The organism is Flavobacterium sp. GNP002, assembly GCF_054343795.1.
The window spans coordinates 610,127-632,747 of record NZ_JBTGUW010000001.1 but is presented as its reverse complement, the minus strand read 5'-3'; the positions used below and the strand labels follow the sequence as shown (position 1 = coordinate 632,747).

Annotated in this window: 20 protein-coding genes; 3 read left to right on the top strand and 17 right to left on the bottom strand. The window is 34.0% G+C overall.

Annotation, left to right across the window (positions count from 1 at the left end; genetic code table 11):
• Positions 1-19 precede the first annotated feature (19 nt).
• Positions 20-382, bottom strand: a complete 363-nt coding sequence (locus ACXX80_RS02885; protein WP_196852132.1) for a DUF983 domain-containing protein — start codon at positions 380-382, stop codon at positions 20-22.
• 92 nt (positions 383-474) lie between these two features.
• On the opposite strand from ACXX80_RS02885, the gene ACXX80_RS02880 reads away from it, so the two are divergent.
• A complete protein-coding gene (locus ACXX80_RS02880) occupies positions 475-1,338 on the top strand; it encodes an AraC family transcriptional regulator (protein WP_458551908.1) in 864 nt (287 codons plus the stop codon).
• A 94-nt stretch (positions 1,339-1,432) separates the two neighbouring features.
• On the opposite strand, the gene purT is transcribed toward ACXX80_RS02880, so the two are convergent.
• The 7 genes from purT to ACXX80_RS02845 form a co-directional block, all read right to left on the bottom strand.
• On the bottom strand, positions 1,433-2,593 hold the full coding sequence (gene purT / locus ACXX80_RS02875) for a formate-dependent phosphoribosylglycinamide formyltransferase (protein ID WP_458551907.1): 1,161 nt from the start codon (positions 2,591-2,593) through the stop codon (positions 1,433-1,435).
• Positions 2,594-2,786: 193 nt separating this feature from the next.
• Positions 2,787-4,655, bottom strand: coding sequence for a peptidase U32 family protein (locus ACXX80_RS02870; RefSeq protein WP_458551906.1), 1,869 nt, complete (start codon positions 4,653-4,655; stop codon positions 2,787-2,789).
• A 155-nt stretch (positions 4,656-4,810) separates the two neighbouring features.
• A complete protein-coding gene (locus tag ACXX80_RS02865; protein ID WP_458551905.1) occupies positions 4,811-5,167 on the bottom strand; it encodes a bleomycin resistance protein in 357 nt (118 codons plus the stop codon).
• 277 nt (positions 5,168-5,444) lie between these two features.
• Positions 5,445-5,933 (bottom strand): hypothetical protein, encoded by a 489-nt coding sequence (locus ACXX80_RS02860; protein WP_458551904.1) that lies wholly within the window; start codon positions 5,931-5,933, stop codon positions 5,445-5,447.
• 142 nt (positions 5,934-6,075) lie between these two features.
• Entirely contained in the window at positions 6,076-6,402 is a 327-nt protein-coding gene (locus ACXX80_RS02855) for a LytR/AlgR family response regulator transcription factor (protein WP_458551903.1), read from the bottom strand.
• A gap of 335 nt (positions 6,403-6,737) precedes the next feature.
• Positions 6,738-7,925, bottom strand: coding sequence for a pyridoxal phosphate-dependent aminotransferase (locus tag ACXX80_RS02850; RefSeq protein WP_417991361.1), 1,188 nt, complete (start codon positions 7,923-7,925; stop codon positions 6,738-6,740).
• A gap of 88 nt (positions 7,926-8,013) precedes the next feature.
• Complete coding sequence (locus ACXX80_RS02845) at positions 8,014-9,108, bottom strand: fatty acid desaturase family protein (protein WP_458551902.1); 1,095 nt, start codon at positions 9,106-9,108, stop codon at positions 8,014-8,016.
• A 106-nt stretch (positions 9,109-9,214) separates the two neighbouring features.
• Between ACXX80_RS02845 and rsmG the strand changes: the two genes are divergently transcribed.
• Entirely contained in the window at positions 9,215-9,844 is a 630-nt protein-coding gene (rsmG, locus tag ACXX80_RS02840; RefSeq protein WP_165151913.1) for a 16S rRNA (guanine(527)-N(7))-methyltransferase RsmG, read from the top strand.
• Between the two features lie 129 nt (positions 9,845-9,973).
• Here rsmG and pruA read toward each other — a convergent pair whose 3' ends face one another.
• The 3 genes from pruA to ACXX80_RS02825 form a co-directional block, all read right to left on the bottom strand.
• Complete coding sequence (pruA, locus tag ACXX80_RS02835) at positions 9,974-11,599, bottom strand: L-glutamate gamma-semialdehyde dehydrogenase (RefSeq protein WP_315206624.1); 1,626 nt, start codon at positions 11,597-11,599, stop codon at positions 9,974-9,976.
• Between the two features lie 106 nt (positions 11,600-11,705).
• Positions 11,706-12,092 carry a Co2+/Mg2+ efflux facilitator ApaG/CorD gene (gene apaG, locus ACXX80_RS02830; RefSeq protein ID WP_315206627.1) on the bottom strand — a complete coding sequence of 129 codons (387 nt, stop codon included), beginning with the start codon at positions 12,090-12,092 and terminating at the stop codon, positions 11,706-11,708.
• Positions 12,093-12,174: 82 nt separating this feature from the next.
• Positions 12,175-13,440 (bottom strand): type IX secretion system plug protein, encoded by a 1,266-nt coding sequence (locus ACXX80_RS02825; protein WP_458551901.1) that lies wholly within the window; start codon positions 13,438-13,440, stop codon positions 12,175-12,177.
• Between the two features lie 168 nt (positions 13,441-13,608).
• Between ACXX80_RS02825 and ACXX80_RS02820 the strand changes: the two genes are divergently transcribed.
• Complete coding sequence (locus ACXX80_RS02820) at positions 13,609-16,419, top strand: M16 family metallopeptidase (RefSeq protein ID WP_458551900.1); 2,811 nt, start codon at positions 13,609-13,611, stop codon at positions 16,417-16,419.
• 65 nt (positions 16,420-16,484) lie between these two features.
• On the opposite strand, the gene ACXX80_RS02815 is transcribed toward ACXX80_RS02820, so the two are convergent.
• The 6 genes from ACXX80_RS02815 to ACXX80_RS02790 all read right to left on the bottom strand — a co-directional run bounded on the left by ACXX80_RS02815 (position 16,485) and on the right by ACXX80_RS02790 (position 22,620).
• The gene (locus ACXX80_RS02815) at positions 16,485-17,255 is read right to left on the bottom strand and encodes a class I SAM-dependent methyltransferase (RefSeq protein WP_458551899.1); all 771 of its coding nucleotides are present in this window, start codon (positions 17,253-17,255) and stop codon (positions 16,485-16,487) included.
• Positions 17,256-17,735, bottom strand: coding sequence for a hypothetical protein (locus ACXX80_RS02810; protein WP_458551898.1), 480 nt, complete (start codon positions 17,733-17,735; stop codon positions 17,256-17,258).
• Positions 17,725-18,954 carry an AAA family ATPase gene (locus ACXX80_RS02805; RefSeq protein ID WP_458551897.1) on the bottom strand — a complete coding sequence of 410 codons (1,230 nt, stop codon included), beginning with the start codon at positions 18,952-18,954 and terminating at the stop codon, positions 17,725-17,727. Before ACXX80_RS02805 ends, ACXX80_RS02810 begins: the two co-directional genes overlap by 11 nt.
• A 68-nt stretch (positions 18,955-19,022) precedes the next feature.
• Complete coding sequence (gene map / locus ACXX80_RS02800; protein ID WP_458551896.1) at positions 19,023-19,841, bottom strand: type I methionyl aminopeptidase; 819 nt, start codon at positions 19,839-19,841, stop codon at positions 19,023-19,025.
• A gap of 44 nt (positions 19,842-19,885) precedes the next feature.
• Positions 19,886-21,274 carry a TolC family protein gene (locus ACXX80_RS02795; RefSeq protein ID WP_458551895.1) on the bottom strand — a complete coding sequence of 463 codons (1,389 nt, stop codon included), beginning with the start codon at positions 21,272-21,274 and terminating at the stop codon, positions 19,886-19,888.
• Positions 21,274-22,620, bottom strand: a complete 1,347-nt coding sequence (locus ACXX80_RS02790) for an HlyD family secretion protein (RefSeq protein ID WP_315206643.1) — start codon at positions 22,618-22,620, stop codon at positions 21,274-21,276. The genes ACXX80_RS02795 and ACXX80_RS02790 overlap by 1 nt, the downstream gene beginning before the upstream one ends.
• Position 22,621 lies beyond the last annotated feature (1 nt).

Here is a 22,621-nt window from a genome sequence, read left to right as displayed (position 1 = left end):
TAGCTAAGATACAGGTTTTTTACATCGAATAATTTTTAAACATGTAAATCCACAATAATCTGGAAAGACGAATATTGATGGAAGCCATTGCAATAATCACCACGGCAATGATTGGAATGATTCGTAAATCGAAAGTTTCTTTAAAGAAGAATTGAGCAATAACATAAGTTGCAATTCCTTGTGCTACTGTTAAACCATAGTTTACATACATGGCTCCAAAAAAGTAACCAGGTTCTTTTTCGAATTTATAGTTGCAATGAGAGCAATATTCGTTCATTTTAGGGAATCCAAAATTGAAAAAGATACTTTTTTCATTGAAAACTTTGCCTTTAAGACAATGAGGGCAATCATTATTCAAGATGTGTACAATAGAATTTGACATCGTAATTATTTTTATCAAAGGTATTTCTTATTCATGTCATGGATGTTTTCTATATTCGCTAATTATAGCACAATAAAGACATTTAGGCCAAAATGAAAAAATATCCTATTTATAACATTCAGCGGTTTAACTGTACTTCAGTGAATAGTGATTTGTATATTAATACCTTTAAAAATCACTTAATTGACCATAGTTTTGTTGAGGAACCGCATCGACATAGTTCGTATGTTTTGGTTTTTTTTACCAAAGGTTCCGGAACGCATGAAGTCGATTTTGATGTATTTTCGATTCAGCCCGGAAGTATGTTTTTTCTGCAACCCGGACAAATGCACCATTGGAATTTATCTGATGACGTGGAAGGATTTGTAATTTTCTATTCTCAGGAAATGTATAATCTTTATTTTGGACAAAAAACAATCGCTGACTATCCATTTTATTCTTCGGTGGACAATAAACCGGAAATGGTTTTTGAAGTATCTGAATTGAAAGCGATTCTGCCTTATTTTGAAAGCCTGATTGTAGAAACACAATCGAATCAGCTGTTGAAGCAAGATAAAATAATGAATTTGTTGGATATCATTCACATCGAAATTGCCAGAAAATATGGTGAAACACATTTGCACGAAGCACATTCGTATAATGTGAAAATTAAAAATTTCGAAGTGCTTTTAGGGAATAATTTTAAAACAGAAAAGGCACCTTTTTTCTACGCTTCACAACTCAATATTACTTTGAAACACTTGAACAGGATTTGCAATGAAATGTTGCAAAAAACCACAACCGAAGTGATTACAGCTAGAATTATCCTTGAAGCGAAACGCATGCTGATGGATAAAAAGTTTACTGTAAATGAAATTGCAACCGAATTAGGCTTTGATGATTATTCGTATTTCACCCGCTTGTTCAAGAAACATACTGGAATGACTCCGACGAACTTTCGAATGCTTAAACGATAACTTACAAGATGAAAAAACAGAACGCTGACGACACGGATTTAGCGGATTTTTTTCATCTTGTTGTATTTTTAATAAAGAAAATGTATTAAATAAATTACGAGTGCACGTTAACTAAACTAGCTGCTTTCTTTGCTTTTTCTACCACTTCTTCAATTGGAGTTTCTAAAGTATCATTGACTAAAGCTACAGCCATTCTTCTATACGGTCTTGAAGTTGGTTTACCAAAGATTCTGAAATCAGTTTTTGGTAAGGAAGCAATATTTTCTATTCCGGAATAGGTTGGATTGGTTGAATTTTCCGAAGCTAAAATTACAGCACTCGCTCCCACTTTTTCTAATGTAATTTCGAAAATGGGTAAACTCAAAATAGCTCGTAAATGTAATTCGAATTCGTTGAAGTTTTGCGTTCCGGCTAATGTCACCATTCCAGTATCATGAGGTCGAGGGGATAATTCCGAGAAATAAACACCATCATCAGTCAAGAAAAATTCGACTCCAAAAAGTCCTGCACCGCCCAAAGCTTCGGTTACTTTTTCAGCCATGTCTTGCGCTTCATACAAATCTTTGTCGGATATTCTGGCGGGTTGCCAGCTTTCCTGATAATCGCCACGTTCTTGACGGTGACCAATAGGAGCGCAAAAAAGTGTTGGATTGTTATTTTGAACCACGGTTAATAAAGTAATCTCCGAATTAAATTTGACAAATGCTTCTACAATTACTTCTACCACATCGCCGCGGGAACCTTCCACAGCATAATTCCATGCTTTTTCAATATCGGCTTCGATTTTTATAGTTGATTGTCCTTTTCCTGAGGAACTCATTAAGGGTTTTACCACGCAGGGCATTCCAACGGCTTCAACACCTTTTTGTAATTCCTCGGCAGTTGTTGCGTAACGGTAATTTGCGGTTTTTAAACCTAATTCTTTGGATGCTAAATCCCGGATTGCTTTCCTATTCATCGTGAAGTTTGCTGCTTTCGCAGAAGGAACTACGGTGATTCCTTGTTTCTCGTAATCATAAAAACGCTCGGTTCTAATGGCTTCGATTTCAGGAACGATGAAATTTGGTTTGTGTTTGGCGACGATTTTGTCTAACGCATCTCCGTCCAACATATTGATGACTTCAAAATCATGGGCAACTTGCATTGCCGGAGCATTTTCGTAACTGTCCACGGCGATTACGATTTGCCCGATGCGTTGTGCAGCGATTGTAAATTCTTTTCCTAATTCGCCTGAGCCAAGCAGTAGTATTTTCATTTTTTGAAGTCTTAATTAGAATGTAAAAATACTGAATTGCTTTTTTATGACTGCAAAAGTGCCAGTTATTTTGTGTTCAATGGCACGTTTTTAAAATGAAAATTGCTTTTCATTTTAAGCGAATAAAAAACCATTAAGAAATTAAGTTTCATTTCGCTTAATTTCTTAATGGTTCAAAAAATGTATTAGTGTTTTAGTGAACGTGATCTTCTTCGATTTCGAATTCGGCATCTTTCTCCCAAATTTCCATTTCACAAGGTTTACAATTGAATTTCAGTTTGTACTCCAGTTCTCCTTGTTTCAATACCAATGGTTCTTTGAGTTTTTGTTCCATGTTTTCACGATGGTATTTTGGGCATCTTTCTAATTCGTATTTGATACAGTATTTGGTGGTCATCACGCGTGATTTTCCGGGGTCCCATTGCAATTCGAATGCTTTTTCGATTTCAGTAACGCCGTGACGCTCGTAGAATTTTCGAGCCAGTTTATTAGATACATTGTACATGAAATCTAGTTTGGTTTCCGGATACGGATGCGATGTTTTAACTATTTGGTGTTCTTCGCACTTGTAATTAACGAGACGAATTTCCGATAATTGTTCGTAAACCGTTCTTCGCATTTCATTGATTTTAGAAATAGGAAGAAACCAGTTTTGCGAAAACATTACGTTTATTCCATCGGCGGTGTAGGGTGTAAAACCTGTTTTGGCCAATTGTATTTTGATATTTTCAGCAATAGATTCGTTATTTTTTGTCTGCTCTTTGGCATGGACCAAGTTTACGGTACTCACATAACCATCTTCATCGGTAGCAATCAATTCGAAACCATTTTCGTTTTCAGTCAGCAATAAAGTGGTGCTTATTTTTCGAATGGCACTGTCCTCACGCTCCACTATTTTGATGAAAGCAGCATCATTGTTGCGGTAAATGAAAGTGCCTGCTTTTAGATCTTTTAATACGTTTGGATATGCCAAGCCATTTTCGACTTTGTTGACATAAATTCCATCGGCTTCATTATTTTCGTTAATGTAACACAGTCCGTCGCCATTGTTTAACAATTCTCCGTTTTCGATTTCATAAGCGCCACCAACAGTTTTAATGAGTTTACCAATATATTGCCCTTTGGATTTTGGACTTTCCCAAGAACCGATGGATTGGTGTCTTTCGTTTACAAAATAATCCGTATAACCACGGTTAAAACTTTTGTTTAATGCTGCATCAAATGTAAAGGTGCACTTTCCTGAAGAAGCTTTGGCGTAACTATCATTTTCTTCGAGGAAAGCATCCAGTTTTTGTCTCAGGTACGAAACATTATTTTTTACGTAGACAATATCTTTCAATCGGCCTTCGATTTTAAAAGAGCAAACTCCAGCTTCAATAAGATTGGGAATCTGGTCTGAAACATCAAAATCTTTTATAGAAAGTAAGTGGCTGTTTTTGATTAAAGTATCACCGTGACCGTCGATTAAGTTGTACGGCAAGCGGCAGTTTTGAGCGCAAGAACCACGGTTGGCACTTCGTTCTCCATTGGCAACGCTCATGTAGCAGTTTCCGCTGAAAGATACGCACAAGGCACCAGTTACAAAAAACTCCAACTCTACATCCGAAGCGGTGCTGATTTCTTTGATTTGGTGCAGATTCAATTCGCGGGCCAAAACCACACGTTTCATTCCGGCATCTTTTAAGAATTTAATTTTGTCAGCATCGCGGTTGTTTGCTTGTGTGCTGGCGTGTAAAACAATAGGTGGCAAGTCCATTTCCATAATCGCCATATCTTGAACGATGAGGGCATCAACATTGATGTCATACAATTTCCAAATCATCTGACGGCAGGTTTCAAGTTCATTATCGTACAAAATGGTGTTGATAACCACAAAAACCTGGGCGTGGAATAAGTGTGCATATTTTACTAACGCGGCAACGTCTTCGATAGAATTGGTAGCATTAGAACGGGCTCCAAATTGTGGGGCTCCGATATAAACGGCATCGGCACCGCTATTGATGGCTGCCATTCCATGTATTAAATCTTTAGCAGGAGCAAGTATCTCTATTTTTTTCTTCATCGAGTTGATGATAAATTAATTATTTTTAAAACTTTAAGTTTTTTGGCTTTCGCCCAAAAAAGTTTGTAAAGTTCCTATAAATTATTCAAGATTTCTAATTCAGAACTCGATTTTTTTTAGAAATAATTCCATTGTACGGTTTGTCACTGATTTAGTTACAAACTTTCCCCAAAAGTAAGTAAGTTGTTGTCTGGATCGAGGATAGAAAATTCTTTTTGTCCCCAAGGTTTGATTTCCAGAGGACCATTGGGATGAATGGTAACGCCATTGTTCAAGAAGTTTTTATATACGGTTTCGATATCCTGCACCCGAATGTAAACTCCTGAGTAATTTTCAACAGCATTAATGGTTGCAAACTCAAAAAAATGAATTTCAATGCTGTCTTTTTGTATCATCAAATACCCATCAAAATCCGCGCTACCCCATTCCTGAAAACCCAATTGGTTTATATAGAAATTCCGTGTAATCGTTTTGTTGCGCATGGGTAACTTTGGGTTGATGGCGGTTAGCATGATGGTTTGGGTTTTGATGTGAATGTTAGAGATTGTTTTTAGAATAATGTTAAATGATTGTAACAGGTTTGTCTAAATATTAAACATATATTTTTTTCTTTTTTTTATAAATATTTCAGGTCATATAACGGTTGGCTACTTGGTGATGTGACTGCTTAAGTAAGCCTAAACTTTCAGTTAAAGACTGATTTTACAATTAGAATACCAACTTTAAATTGACCCTAAATCTGCTATTTTGCAAATGGCGGTTGGACGATGTTTTTTTTATCAAAATTTATTAATTTGGTTCAAATGTTTTTGGAATTTTTTCTTCTCTTTCTCTTTCAAATATCAGCGAAACAATGCTCCATTTTCCTTTATCGAAGAAAAGTTGAATACTGTTAATTCCTCTTCTTGCTACTGGTCCATTTTTCACCAATCTCGTTTCATATGTACTCCAAACATGTGCAATGTTTCCAAATAATCTCATTTCTCTATTAATTTCACTTTCATAAAATGCAGTTTCCATTATCATTGCATCGGTTTTTTTATGAAAATCTTTCAGCGACATTGTTACTTGTTTTAATTCCCCGTTTACATTGTCCAAGTATGAATAAATTGCATTTGGATCATGAATTGATGAATCTCTTTCCCATTGTCTTTTTTCTCCTGCTTCTCCTGAAACGACTTCATAAAATGCTTTGATTATTCCGTCGATTGTTAAAACGTCTTTTTCTAATGGATAATTTTTAGTTAATTCTTGTGCTTTTGAATTTTGAGTTGTCATAATTACGATTAAAATTAGTTTTAATATTGTTCTTTTTATTTTCTTCTTTCGAGTAAACTAAAACTTAATAAACCTTTTCTAAAAACTTTTTATTCAAACGTATTAATTTCTTATTTCGTTATTTCTATTTCTTATTTTGTAATTACAACGTGTATTTATTTATAGCCGAATTTAGACATTCTTTGTAACTTTTTCCGATTGCAACTTTTGCGGTCTTTAAAATTATGTGATTATCCTCTAAAATATCAATGTTAGTTAAATTTACTATGTGCGAATTATGGACTCTCATAAATTCGTTTGGTAAGTTTTCAATTAAATCTTTTAGCGATTTGTAATAAATATATTTTTTATTTTCTGTTGTTTGAATTTCAACATAATTTCCTAAACCTTTAATTACGGTAATTTCGTTGAAATATAATTTTACTAATTTTTTATCAGTTTTGATAAAAGTAAAATTTTCACTTATCATAGAAGTTTGTTTTTTAATTATTACCTTAAAAGTATAAAATTAAAAATACAAATCATCAGCGATTTCATTATGTTTCTGAATGTGTTAAGAAGTGTAAGGAAAGCTCACGAACATTCCGTGCTGGATTAGAATAATTAGGATTTTGGCAGGGTTTGCGTGAGGGAGTGCAGTGGAAATCCTTTATATTTTTTCTTTAAAAATATAAAGATTGTAGCGGAAAGCCTGACCCTTGTGGTCACGCCCAAAAACAAGAAAACCCCAAGAATATCTTGAGGCTTAGATGATATTGTAAGTTGGATTTTTGACTTTCTAACTTTCTATTTTATGAGGTTTGACTAAAGTGCCAAAGCATCTTTGATTCTTTTTAATGCTTCTTTCAAGATCTCGTCGCTGGTTGCGTAAGAGAAACGAATACAGTCTGGATTTCCAAAAGCGTCACCTGTTACTGTTGCTACGTTAGCTTCGGCCAAAAGGTACATTGATAAATCCATTGCATTTTTGATTTCGGTTCCTTTCAATGTTTTACCGAAGAAAGAGGAAACATCAGGGAATACGTAAAAAGCTCCTTCAGGAACGTTGATTTTTACTCCTGGAATTTCTTTTAATAATCCTACCACTAAATCTCTACGGCTATGGAAGGCATCAACCATGTGTTTCAATACACTTGGATCAGCATCTACTGCTGTAATTGTAGCGCGTTGTGCGATAGAATTTGCTCCTGAGGTTACTTGACCTTGAATTTTTGTACACGCTTTAGCGATGAATTCTGGTGCGCCAATGTATCCAATTCTCCATCCTGTCATGGCGAAAGCTTTAGCAACTCCATTTACGGTAATTGTTCTTTCTAACATTCCTGGGATAGATGCGATGCTGCAAAAAGTCCCTGAGAAATTGATGTGCTCGTAGATTTCGTCAGCAACAATATATACGTGTGGGTATTTTTCTAACACTTTTGCAAGAGCAGTTAATTCTTCTCTATTATAAACAGATCCACTTGGATTACAAGGAGAACTGAACCACATCATTTTTGTTTTTGGTGTGATTGCCGCTTCTAATTGTTCTGGTGTGATTTTGAAATCAGTATCTACAGATGTAGGAACTTCTACAGGAACTCCACCGGATAATTTTACGATTTCGAAATAAGAAACCCAGTAAGGTGCCGGTAAAATTACCTCGTCACCATCGTTTAGCATAACTTGTGCAATGTTGTATAAGGATTGTTTTGCTCCAGTTGAAACTACAATTTGAGATGGTTTGTAGTCTAAATCATTGTCTCTTTTGAATTTTCTGCAGATTGCTTCTTTTAATTCAGCATATCCTTCTACTGGAGAATAAGTGCTGTAATTTTCATCAATCGCTTTTTTTGCTGCTTCTTTGATAAAGTCAGGCGTATTAAAGTCAGGTTCGCCTAAGCTTAAGCTGATAATGTCTTTTCCTTGTGCTTTTAATTCTCTGGCCAAAGCCGCCATTGCTAGTGTTTGTGATGTTGCTAGATTGTTAATTCTATCGGATAATGGATTCATTGTAATAGGTTGTAGTTAGTATATTTATTATTGTAAAGATGCATGTAGAGATGCATTGCAGTTCATCTCTACAACATGTTCTGTTTAATTATGTAAGTTCCGGTTTCATTCCCAACTCTTTCAAATGTTTGAAATGAGCAATAACTGCACTTCGCATTGTTTTATATTCGTAATACGGCAAGTTGCATTCTTGAGCCGTTTCTTTTACGATACTGGCAATTTTACCATAATGTACATGACTGATATTTGGGAAAATATGATGCTCGATTTGGTGATTTAACCCTCCTGTGTACCAGTTTACGATTGCGTTTTTTGGAGCAAAATTAGTGGTGGTAAATAATTGGTGTATGGCCCAAGTATTGTCCATCTCTCCTAATTCATTTGGTGATGGATTGGTTGTTTCTTCCACAACGTGTGCCAATTGAAACACAATACTTAGGATTAAACCAGCTGTATAATGCATCACGAAGAAACCAATAAGAACTTTCCACCATGTGATTCCAATAACGATTGGTAAAACAATCCAGATTGAAACATAAATTACTTTTGTGATAATTAAAGTCGTCCAAAGTATTTTTGGGCTTTTTGCTTCTCCGTAGGATAATTTTCTTTTCAAGTAGCTTCTCATCTGTTTGAAATCAGTTGTGATAGCCCAGTTGAAGGTTAGTAATCCGTATAAGAATACCGAATAATATTGTTGAAAACGGTGAAAGTTATACCATTTTGCTTCTTTAGTAAAACGGATAACACGTCCGGCATCTAAATCCTCATCATGTCCGGGAATGTTGGTATAGGTGTGGTGTAAAACATTGTGTTGCACTTGCCAGTTGTATACATTTCCTGCCAAAACATAAATAGTTCCACCCATGAATTTGTTGACCCAGGTTTTATTAGAATATGAACCGTGATTTCCATCGTGCATCACATTCATTCCTACTCCAGCCATTCCAATTCCCATAACAATGGTCAACAGAAGATGTGCCCAAAATGGCATGCCAAGTGTCAGAATTAAAAAATAAGGCGCAAGAAAAACTGAAAAGAGAATTATAGTTTTTAAATATAGTTTCCAATTCCCGGTCTTTTGGATATTGTTTTCTTTGAAGTAATTGTTAACCCGTGAGTTAAGTGTTCTAAAAAACTTTAGGCTATCTTGCTTAGCAAATGTTGGCGCATTATTATTCATATATTTTCAATAAAGTTCAAAGGTAATTATTATAAATTTTTGGATATACAAAATTGAGATAAATATTTTAACTGTAAAGTATTACTTTTGTTAAAAAAATTAATAGATGGACGAGATTCTTAAGTATTTTCCTAATTTAACTGATATTCAGAAAGAACAGTTCGAAAAATTGGATTTTTTATACCATGATTGGAATGAAAAAATCAATGTTATTTCGAGAAAAGATATTGATGCTTTGTATACCAAACATATATTGCATTCTTTGGGAATTGCCAAAATTATAAATTTTGAACCAGGTACTTATGTTCTGGATGTTGGTACAGGTGGCGGTTTTCCTGGTATTCCTTTGGCGATTCTTTTTCCAGAAACGCGTTTTTATTTGATTGATATTATTGCCAAAAAAATAAAAGTAGTTCAGGCTGTTGCCGAAGGATTAGAATTGAAAAATGTAAAAGCGGAACAAATGCGTGCCGAAAATGTGAAAGGAGATTTCGATTTTATCGTGAGTCGTGCCGTTACAAATATGCCGGATTTTGTTTCTTGGGTAAAAACCAAAATCAAAAAGAACAACAAACACGAATTGAAAAACGGAATTCTCTATTTAAAGGGTGGAGACTTAACTGAAGAATTGAAGGATTTCCCAAAAGCTACGGAATACAATTTAGCTGATTTCTTTGAAGATGAATTCTTTGAAACTAAGAAAGTAGTGCATTTGCCTTTGAAGTTTCAATCGTAGTCATAAGGTCGAAAGATAAAAGTTAGTAGAAAAAATGTAAAAAAAGCCGAATCTAAATTTTAGATTCGGCTTTTTTACTATTTGTATGTTCTTTAAGACTTTCGACTTTTAAACTTTACGACTAATTTATTACCCTAAAAACGGATATCTATAGTTCTCTGGAGTAACAAAAGTTTCTTTGATTGTTCTTGGAGAAACCCAACGCAATAAGTTTAATACAGAACCAGCTTTGTCGTTAGTTCCTGACCCTCTTGCTCCACCAAATGGTTGTTGACCCACAACGGCTCCTGTTGGTTTGTCGTTGATGTAGAAATTACCTGCGGCATTTTCTAAAACTTTCATAGCATATTCAATTGCATAACGGTCTTGGCTCAAAACAGCTCCTGTTAATGCGTACTCAGAAGTTGAATCCACTAATACAAGTGTTTCTTCCCATTTAGCATCTTCGTAAACGTAAATTGTCAATACTGGTCCGAATAATTCGGTTTCCATTGTGCTGTATTTTGGATTTGTAGTTACGATAACGGTAGGCTCTATAAAATAACCAACAGACTTGTCGTAATTTCCTCCTGCAATAATTTCGGCATCAGCATCTTTTTTAGCTTGGTCAATAAAACCTGCTAATTTGTCAAATGAACTTTCTGAAATTACGGATGAAACGAAATTATTTGTATCTCCTGGAGATCCCATTTTCATAGAAGCTAAATCGGCTACTAGTAGTTTTTTTACTTCCGGCCATATAGATTCTGGTACATAAGCTCTTGAAGCAGCGGAACATTTTTGTCCTTGGTATTCGAAAGCTCCTCTGGAAAGTGCTGTAGCAACTTGAGCTGGTATAGCTGATGAATGTGCTACAACAAAATCTTTACCACCAGTTTCTCCTACGATTCTAGGATATGTTTTGTATTTGCTGATGTTTTGTCCAATTTTTCCCCAAATGTCATTGAAAACACGAGTGGAACCTGTAAAGTGAATTCCTGCGAAATCTGGACTTCCTAATAAAGTTTCAGAAATCATTGCTGAGTCTCCATAAACTACATTGATTACGCCATCCGGTAATCCTGCTTGTTTGAATACTTCTACGATTACATTTGCAGAATAAATTTGTGTAGCACTTGGTTTCCAAACTACAACATTCCCCATTAATGCTGGAGCAGCTGGTAAATTACCTGCAATTGCTGTAAAGTTAAATGGAGTGATGGCATAAACAAATCCTTCAAGTGGTCTATGCTCTAATCTGTTCCAAACACCTTCTGATGAAACGGGTTGTTCAGCATAAATTTGAGTCATGAACTGTACGTTATAACGTAAAAAGTCTATAAATTCACATGCTGCATCAATTTCAGCTTGATGTACTGTTTTTGCCTGAGCAATCATAGTAGCTGCATTTATTTTTGCACGGTAAGGTCCGGCAAGCAATTCAGCAGCTTTTAAAAATATCGAAGCTCTGTGTTCCCAAGCTAAATTTGCCCATTTCTTTTTAGCTTCTAGAGCAGTTGAAATGGCTTTTTCTATATGTTCTTTATTTGCTTCGTGATACTGTCCCACAGTGTGTTTGTGGTCGAAAGGAGGATTTATTGATTGAGTTTTTCCTGTACGGATTTCTTCTCCTCCAATGTATAAAGGCACATCTACTGTTTCGTTATACATTTTATTGAAAGTGGCTAGAACTTCTTCTCTTTCCGGGCTTCCTGGAGCGTATGACTTAACGGTTTCGTTAAACGCTTTTGGGACGTTGTAAATTCCTTTTGGCATATTAATAGATTTTAATTAGAATCAAAAATTGAGCTGTAAAGGTAGCAATAATTCATCAATCAGAGAATCAGATTGGAAGTTAAAATTCTAATAAAAGAGTTGTGGTTTAATTCAAAGCAAACGGCGCGCATAACCTAAAAGTAGGTACGATAACTTTGAAGTTTCTTGTAGAGGTGAAGTTAATCATGTTGAAATATCCTTTCATGGCACCATAAGGCGAAGAAAGTAAACAGCCAGAACTATAGGTGTGTTGCTCGCCGGGTTTTAGTACTGGTTTTTTACCAATTACTCCTTCTCCGTCAACGATTTCTATTGCATTTAGAGAATCAAAAATTTCCCAATGACGAGAAATCAACTGAACGGAATCTTTACTGTGATTTTCAATTGTGATTACATAACTAAAGGCAAAGTGAATCTTATAGTTTTTGAAGTAGGTTCCTTCAAAACTAGTCAAAACTGAAATTTTTATACCTCTTGTTATTTGAGAAACCATGATTAAATGGATGAATATGTGATTATTATTGACAAATTTACAAAAAATTGATCTCGTTTTGCCAAATTTTTGAAAAGTTTTTTTAGTTGGTGATATTTAGTGAATTTGCTATTCCTTTCCCAACAACTCTATCGTATCGATCTGTATTCTCTCTGTAATAAACTAATACTGTGTAATCATTTTCGGTTTGATAAAAATTCCCGTCAATTGCATTTTCATAGTCAATAACTCCTTTGTCATCAGCTACAATATATTTATAGTTTGTAAAACCCTGCTTAACCAAAATAGCTTTTTCATAAACGCTCTTTTGGGAATTATACTCCATTTTGTATTCTGGTGTCAAATTGTAATTATTAAACATTCCGCCAACATAAATATTTTTTTTCATTCTAAAAGTAGGGGCAGAAAGACTGAAATAAATCCAAACATAATCCGCTTCGATTTCAGGATTAGTGGCATTTACGTTAGTAACAACAAAATCACCATTAACATCTTGGGTAAACGAGTAAGGAAAGTTTGTTTTTGCAGCATTGGTGTACAAGTAAGATCCATAAATTGCAGTGTTAGAGTCTATGCGTGATATATTGTTACTCGCGGATCGTATGTCTTTGTTTTCAAAAAATAGAAATTCATTTCCTGCCCAAAACTGTGTTTCTGGGTCATATTTGTAAATCAAGTCATTTCCAATGGTATATTGTGGAACTATATTTTTTATCGCTGTGTTAAACTGTCCGTTTTGAAGTAAGACTACTCTAACATTTTTCATAGGATTTTGAAATGTAATTACACTTGATTTTATAGAGAATTCTAAATTATGTTTCAGTTCTATGTTGCTTACTGTTCGTGCTCGCTTCACCTGCATTGGAACTGTAACAAGATCTTCACATAAAATGAATTTTCTGGAAAACACGACTTCTTTATTTTCGTCTAAAACTTTAATGATGTAATTCCCGCTGATTCGTAACTGCTGCGTAAATTGATTGGGAATTGATAATTTGTAGTGCGAATAGATTTGTAATGTATTGAAGGAATTCGTGTAATCTTGAATTCTTTGATTGTCAAAACCTTGTAAATATTCGTTTTTCGGAATTGCGGTAGGATTCCAGTTGTAATCGCAATGAATTATTTCGTAATAATAATTGGCTTCATTGCCAAAAAGGTCATCAAACTGCAATTGAAATCCTTCACCTAATTTAAAAATTGGAATCACATTTCGATCACTTTGTAAAAAAGAAATCGTTTTGATATTGTAAGGCGCGGCTATTTCTTTTTCTGCTTGTGCAGTGGAAGAATTGGCCGTAAATACCAAAAGAATAAAGGTGGTAATTTTAAAAAAAGGGTTTGTCATTTTGCAGCGCTTAAGATTTTGTAAATATAAGGAATACTCCCCGTTTTTATCCGATAATGTAATTCAAAGCGTAAATATATTTTGGATGTAATTTCTGTTAATTAAAATATAATATTTTTAAAAGTTAGGAGTTGTCTTGTTATTTTTACTTCAAATATATCTAACCTTATGAAAAAAATCAACAATTTATTATTTGGAATAATGCTGTTTCCATTGGCTGCTTTTGCACAGCAAATGGATTATTCAAAAGCAATTCCTTTTGATCCTTCTGTAAAAACAGGTAAGCTGGAAAATGGCTTAACTTATTACATCAAGAAAAATGCCAAACCAGAAAAAAAAGTAGATCTTAGGCTGGTGGTTAATGCTGGTTCTATCCTTGAGGAGAATGATCAGCAAGGATTGGCTCACTTTATGGAGCACATGTGTTTTAACGGAACCAAGCGTTTTCCTAAAAATCAATTGGTTGATTATTTGCAAAGTATTGGTGTAAAGTTTGGGCAGCATTTAAATGCGTATACCAGTTTTGATGAAACTGTTTATTTTTTGCCAATTCCATCTGATAGTCCTGAAAAATTAGAAAAAGGGTTTCAAATTATTGAAGATTGGGCATTTAATACGGTTTTGACACCAGAAGAAATCGATAAAGAAAGAGGCGTAGTTTTAGAAGAATACAGATTGGGTTTAGGTGCTCAAAAGAGAATGTTGGGTCGTTACATTTCTAAAATGATGCATGAATCACATTATGCGGAGCGTTTGCCAATTGGTCAAAAAGAAATTTTAGAAAAATTCAAACACCAATCCCTAATCAATTTCTATAAAGATTGGTATCGTCCTAATTTAATGAGCGTAATTGTTGTTGGTGATATTGATGTTGCCGAAATGGAGAAGAAAATCATATCTCATTTTTCAAGTTATAAAAATCCAGCCAAAGAAAAACCTAGAAAATTTTATGACGTTCCTAATCACAAGGAAACTTTTGTAGCTGTTGAAAGTGATAAAGAAGCTTCAAGTACTCAGGTACAATTGATTTACAAAGATTATGGAGTTCCAAAAGCAATCGTAAATATTGGAGATTTTAAAAATTACATTGTTGAAGGATTGTTCTCCACGCTTTTAAATACTAGATTGGGTGAACTTACAAATTCAGCTACACCTCCATTTACCTATGGTTATTCGTATTATGGTGGAACTTTTGCCAGAAATAAAAAAGCATATCAGTCTCTAGCAATGTCTCAAGAAGATAAGCAATTAAGTGCTTTGAAAGTATTGGTTACTGAAAATGAGAGAGCTAAGAAATTTGGATTTACTCAAGGAGAATTAGATCGTTCGAAACTAGAATTCCTTGCTTCTATTGAAAAAGCATACAACGACAGAGACAAAACGAATTCAGTGAATTTTGTTGGAGAATATCAAGCTAATTTCTTAGAAAAAGAACCAGTTCCAGGTATTGAATGGACCTATCAAACGATGAAACAATTGATGCCTTTGATTGAATTAAAGGATGTAAATAGTTTGATTAAAGATTATGTAAAAGAAGATAACCGTGTAATTATACTTACTGGCCCTGAAAAAGAAGGTTTGAAAAAAGTTACCGAACAACAAGTTCTTGATGCTTTGAAAGTTAACGCTGATGATCTTAAACCTTATGAAGATGCTGCCGTTGCTACAAGTTTAATGCGAAATGAGGTGAAACCTGGTACAATTGTTAGTCGTGAAAGCAATGCTAAAATTGGAACAAAAACGCTAGTATTATCTAATGGTGTGAAAGTGACCTATAAGAATACTGATTTCAAAAACGATGAGGTTCTTTTTGAAGCAGTGAGTCTTGGAGGAACTAATTTATACTCTAATGAGGATATGAAAAAAGTTCAATTTGCTAACGGAGCATTGGCAGAAGCCGGATTCTCAGGATTAAAATTGAATGAGATCAATAAATTTATGACGGGTAAAATAGCGAGAGTAAGTCCTTATATCGGCGGTGTTACTGAAGGTTTAAGAGGAAATGCCACTCCTAAGGATTTAGAATATCTTTTCCAAATGACGCATGCTTACTTCACTGATTTGAACTATGATGCAGAAGCTTTTGAAGGTTTTAAACAAAAGCAGTCTAGTTTCTTTAAGAATATGGCTTCGCAACCGCAAAACTATTTTCAACAAGAGTTTTATACGTATTTGAACAAGGAAAATCCAAGATTCAACGGAGTTATGCCAACGGATAAATCTTGGGCTGATACAGATTACAAGTTAGCGTACAATAAGTACAAAGAGCGTTTTGCTAATGCTGCTGATTTTGAGTTTTATTTCGTTGGAAACATAGATGATAAAACTATGGAAGCGTATTCTATTAAATATTTAGCATCTTTGCCTGCTAATGATAAAAAAGAAAAAGCAGTAGATTTAGGGTATAGATTGCTAAAAGGAGATTTGAAAAAAGTCGTTAATAAAGGAACAGATCCTAAAAGTAATGTAACCATAATGTATTATGGAGATGCAAAATATTCTGCTAAAGATGCGATGAGTATACAAGCATTAGGTGAAGTTTTGACTATAAAACTAATCGAGCAATTACGTGAAAATGAAAGTGGTGTTTATGGTGTTAATGCAAGAGGAAGCATGAATAAAGTTCCAAATGGATCGTACAACTTTACGATTGGTTTCCCATGTGGACCAGATAATGCCGAGAAATTAACTGCTTCTGCGTTGAAAGAATTACAAAGCATCATTGATAACGGTCCAGATGAAAAAGATGTAGCTAAATTTAAAGAAGGAGAATTAGCTGATTTCAGAAAAGATAGCAAAGAAAACAGATATTGGTTGTCTAATTTTACTAGATCTTATACTAATGGAAGTAGTGCTGAAGAAGTCTTGAAATTTGAAGAAACTGTTAATTCAGTAACCGCTAAGGATATTCAAGATATTGCAAAAAAATATCTTACAAAAGATAAAGTAATTGGAATGTTGATGCCAGAGAAAAAATAAACCAACTCGTTTATAAACTAAAAACCTGCTAAAATTAACTTTAGCAGGTTTTTTTATGAGGTAAATTATTTAAAACAAACAGGGATGATTTCCCCTTTGGCTAAACAATATTTTTCTACTAATTCAGGAGCAATTTTATTGGTGTAATCTTCTTCAATTACTTTGAAACCGATACTTCGTAATTTATCAAAATAATCGCGACCGTAAATACGCACGTGATCGTATTGACCAAAGATTTTAGCGCGTTCTTTTTGATCCGTAATTGAATCATCAGCAAAAGTGGTTGCTCTGGATAAATCCTGTGGAATTTGTAAAATTGCCATTCCGCCTGGTTTCAAAACCCGATACAATTCCTGCATGGCTTTCGTGTCATCCGGAATGTGTTCTAAAACATGATTACAAAGAATAACATCATATTGATTGTCTTCAAAAGGCAAATTACAAATGTCTGCTTTCACATCCGCTAACGGTGAAAATAAATCGGTTGTTGTATAGTCCAGATTTTTTTGGTTTCGAAACAATTTATAAAAAGCTTGCTCTGGTGCAAAATGCAATACTTTCTTTTTTACTGTCGAAGTAAAAAAATCAGTTTCGTTATTTAAATACAACCACAATAAACGATGTCTTTCCAGGGAAAGTGTACTTGGCGAAAGCACATTATTTCGTTGTGTTTCGTATCCATAAGGCAACATCGATTTGAAGCTTTTTCCGTCGATTGGATCGGTGAAATTAGTTCCTTTTAATGAATAAGCGATAATAGGACGTGCCACATAACTTAAGCGAATAAGTATAGGACGCGGAATGGTATTGAGTATAAGTTTAAATAGTTTTTTCATTTATATTTTAAAGATTTTCTGGAATCTATCATTATCTATCACTTCGTATTTTGAAAACAAATGTTTGTATTCAGCTTTAAGTTTTCTTTCAGAAGCTTTAAATGTATTGAGCTTTGCGGGGCTTGAATTACTTTTGTCATATACAAAGTAGATTTGAAAGGTATCATTTGGGAAAGATAGATTTTCTTTAAAGCCATTTCTAAAAGCATAATTATAAAATGATATAATACTTTCGGTTGCTTTAAGTCTGAAGTCAATATCGCTTATAGTTCCTCTTTTGAACTCAACAAAAATGATTTTTCCATTTTTAAAATAGATTGTATCGGAAGTTTTTATCTCTTTGTTGAGTTCATCAAAGTCAAAACTTTCTTTGTTCGAATTTATCAAAGAAACCTGATTTGTCTTATCCCAAGAAATATCTTTTAAGTTTTTTTTAAAAACATTTACCTCAAAAAAGGCTTCGATATCATTAATTCTCATCGTTTATATCTTGAATTTTATAAAATGCTTCAGAAATCGAACTTAATATTGGACTTATGTCTTTTGTAACATCAATAATTTTAGATGATAATCCATCTTCATTTCTTTTAGAAAAATAAAAATTTGTAGATTTTTCATATTTGTACTTTTTTGAGAAGGCATCTAGAGCTTCAATGAAATAAGGGCTATGGGATGTCAAAACTATTGGGATATCAAAATCTTTTGAAAGTCTTACAAGAATTTCTGCATATTTTACTTGCCAGGTTGGATGTAAATGAACTTCTGGTTCATCAATAATTAGTAATGTCCTATTGTTAAGACGATTATTTTTCAATAATAATTGAATTATTCCAAAACTTTTTATACCAACTGCAGTGTTTTTTATGTCAATCTCTTGGTCATTTTTTTTATACCTAACTCCTTCCAGTAAATCGATTGTAATTTCTCCACTTATTATTTTAGAAATATCACTATATATTGTAGAATAATCTAAAATATTTGTTTGGAGAGGATTTGATAAAGATTTTTCTAATTCTTCTTGTCTGTTTCTAGTATAGCTTTGAAAATTGTCTTTTCCCACAAATCTTTGTAATGATTCATCGATAATCAATGGGCTTTCGATATAATAAGCTTCTTTGAAGTAGGTCTCTAAATTATTGTCTAATTTTAGGTAGTAACGACCTAGTTCAATAAACCAATCTTCAATTGTTGCATTTCCCTCCAAGTCATCTATTTCAATTTTAGAAATATTATCATTAATGTTAAATAAATTATGAAGAGTTGCTATTTCAGATTTAAGCCATTTTTCAATTTCATTTTCTTTTTCCTCTCTTGTATTATATTCACTTTTATCATAATTCTTCAAAGAGGATAATGAATTAGAAACTGTTTTTTTTGACTCTGTGATTAATTCTGAATTAATAATTTTTTCAATTTTTTCAATCCAGTCTGAATTGATTTCTTTAGTTTGATATTCGTTAATATTAAAAGAATCAAATTTCTTTAATTCTTTTAGAATGTTTTGGTAATAATATATTATCATTCCATTTTTCTCTTCGTGAAATAAATTAATATCCTGGTTAAAACCTTTGACAACAGCATATAGTACTTTTCCAACAGTACTTTTTCCAGAATCATTTTGACCTGCAATTAAAGTAATTCCATCAATATTAATATTGGCTTCTTCAATAATTCCAATATTTTGAAGTTTTAGTTTCATTGTACTATTTTTTATAAAAGTAGTTGTTTTTATTTTTAATAAGAAATATTAATCATTTATGAAGTACTTTACAAAACTAGCGGTTCTCTTCTAAACTCATCTTCTTCATTACTCACAATTCCTAACGCTTTGTAAATATATCCAAAAGTCGATAAAATCTCCGGTTTTCCATCAATAATGGCAACATCATGTTCAAAATGTGCACTTGGTTTTCCGTCAGCAGTCGTGATTGTCCAGCCGTCTTTGTGCTGTTTGATATTTCGGGTTCCCATATTGATCATCGGTTCAATGGCAACAACCATTCCTTCTACAAAAAGTTTTCCTCTTCCTTTTTTGCCATAATTAGGCATTTCAGGATCTTCATGCATTTTTTGTCCTACGCCATGACCTACTAATTCACGAACAACACCATAACCATGCGATTCCGTATATTTTTGAATTGCATTTCCTACGTCTTCTACACGATTTCCTAGTCTTAATTCGCGGATTCCAACGTATAATGATTCTTTAGTAACCTGCAATAATTTTTTAGTTTCAGGAGCAACTTCACCTATTTCAAAAGAATAGGCATGATCGCCATGGTATCCGTTTTTATATGCGCCACAATCTACGGAGATTACATCGCCGCTTTTTAAAGGCGTATTGTTTGGGATTCCATGAACGACTTGAGCGTTTGGACTCATGCAAAGTGAATTTGGAAAGCCATATAATCCAAGAAAACTTGGTTCAGCGCCATGGTCACGAATGAATTCTTCGGCTAATTTGTCCAGATATAAAGTAGTAACTCCTTCTTTGATTTCAGAAGCAATCATTCCCAATGTTTTTGATACGATCAACGCACTTTCGCGCATTAATTCTATTTCTTCACGTGATTTTACAATAATCATAATTTCGAATTTTCAGTTTGCAAAAGTACAATTTTATAAATTATTTAATCCGGATTAGCCATAATTTTAAAAAGCTCTGAATTTGAGACGTAAAAACGATTCTCTAGCGCAATCTTAGAAAGCTGAGCGCTGACTAAATTATTCTCTCGTGTATTGATTAAAAATAAGGAACTTTCACCAAAAGAAAATAATCTTTCCTCTGAGTTTAACATAGTGAGATTGTCCTGAACCAAACCTTTTATCAGCTCCTTTTGTCTGAGCAATGACTCCATTTCCATTTTTTGGGCATTGATTTTATTGGTCAACTGCACTTTTTCTAAATCCAATGTAAATTCAGATTCCTGTACTTTATACTTTGCTAATTTCAGACTACCGCGTTCTTTTCGAAGAAACAAAGGAAAATAAAAATCCAATCCAATTTTATAATCCTCAAACTGATAGTTATCAATATAACTGGGTTCTGATATATAGGAGTAACCGACATCAATTTTTGGTAAGAGCATGTTGGCTTTTAATTTCTTTTCCACATTTAGCATATCAATTTTACTTTGTAACGCATTAATTTTTGGATGATTGGCGATGGAGAAATCAGTGTTCAATAAATCATTCGTTTTTAAGCTTTCCTGAATCGTGAATTCCAATTGGGTTTCAGGAATCAATTCATCGGATAATTCCAGCGGAATATTGTTTTCTAACCAAAGAAAATTAGCGAGTTCTAATTTGGCTTTAGCCAATTTCAAATTCGAATCTTCCAAGCTTAGTTTCCTATTTTTTACAATAATTCCGGCTTCTACACTGTCTATTGCAGGTTTATCTCCTTGATTGATTAACGACTGAATTCCCTTGAACCTAATTTGTGCATTCTTGTTATATTCTTCATACAATTGCACTTCATTGAAGTTTTTCTTCCAATTAAAATAAGCCAAGGAAGCATCATATAGCACGGCAATAGCTTGTAGTTTTCTTTCGGATTGGCTTAGTTGCATTTGCATTTTTGCTTTTCGAACATCAGCCATCCTTTGATTAATAAATAAACCTTGTCCAAGCGGAACCGTTACGCCCAGCGAAGTTAATCCTTGATTGGGAAGTGTGTTTTGGGGATTCAAATAAACACCTTCACTATTGTCAAATCCCGCTTTAATCTCGATTCCGTACCAAGTTGGTATTTTGAAGCTGCTGTTTAAAATGGAATAATATTCCTTGTCTTTGAACTGTTTTTTACTAAAATCCACTTCAATTTTTGGATCAAAACCACCGCGAGCCATCATCAAATTAGCTTGCGCTTTATTGATTTCCAAGTTGGCATTCTTCACGAGCGGATGGTATTTTTTTACATAGCCCAGAAACTCGTTGTAGCTAAGTTCTTTTGAGGTGATATCTTGGGCTGTTGCAGCAAAACCCAAAAATAAAAATGCTAAAAATAGTTGTTTCATTATTTTTTATCTGTTGTTGGTTTTACCGCTGGTTTGTAATAATTAGGAGGGAATCCGTTTAAGGATCGCCACAATTCAAACCAAACAGGTACATTATTTAGCAATGCAATAGTTTGTGCTCCAGCTCCTATACTCAGTTGCTCAGGCCATTTATCACCACTATCGTCAGGCGAAATTAATACGCGATATTTTCCATTGACGCTAATGAAATTTTCAATGGCAACAATTTTACCACCAAAAGTTCCGTACGACATGTTTGGCCATCCGGAGAATACAATTGTAGGCCATCCATCAAACCAAACTCTGACTTTTTCTCCTTTGCGTAACAGCGGAAGGTCAATTGGGTTTACAAAAGTTTCTACTGCAATATCATATTTTGAAGGCATTATGGTTGCAATTGGTGTTCCTTCTTTTATGGTTTCTCCTATTCCGGACTGCAAAGCCCTGTTGATGTAGCCGTTTTGCGATGCTTTGATATAATACATTCCGTTTCTAATGCTGTAATTTGCATATTGATTTTCAAGTTTGTTTACCTGTGCATCAGTGTCGTACTGACTGCTAAGTGCTGTAAATTTGTCACTATTAGCTTTTGAGACCTTTTCTGCATACTCCGCACTTATTCTGTTTATCTCAACTTTAGCATTGATAAACTCGTTTTTACTGGTTAAGTATTTATTTTCCTGAGTGATAATTTTCGCTTCCACTTCTTGTAACTTCAGTCTTTTCTCTTCAATATCAGTAAGTGGTTTCAGTCCTTCCTTATTCAATTGAACAGAACGATTGTATTGTGTATTGGCTATCTTTAGCTGGGTTCTTACGGCAACTAAATCGATACTGTCGCTCTTTATTTTCAAAACTGATTGTTTGATTTTATTTTGCGCTTGTTCCAGTTTCAAAACTTTTTCTCTTTCGATGGCTTGTATCTGGCCGGTAAGCGTGCTTACTTTTGAACCATACGATTGTAAAGATTGTTTTTTTGCATCTATTTGATTTTTGGTGTTTTGAACTAAATTCGGATCCATATAATCCTCTTTTATTTCCGAAATGAATAGGATGGTGTCGCCTTTCTTTACAAAATCGCCCTCCTGAACATACCATTTTTCAAGTCGACCAGAAATCACACTCTGAATGGACTGCGGTCTTTGGTCAGGTCTTAATGTGGTAACGCTTCCGCTACCTGAAATGTTTTGTGTCCAGGGCAGGAAAAGTGCTATTACACCAATAATTGAAACCCCTACAATAATTTTATTCAAAATTTTATAGTGAGGTCTGTTGACCAAGTTTTTCACCGTACTAAAACGATCTAATGGCGGCAGTTTTGTTTTATTGTCAGATATGTTTAGCATA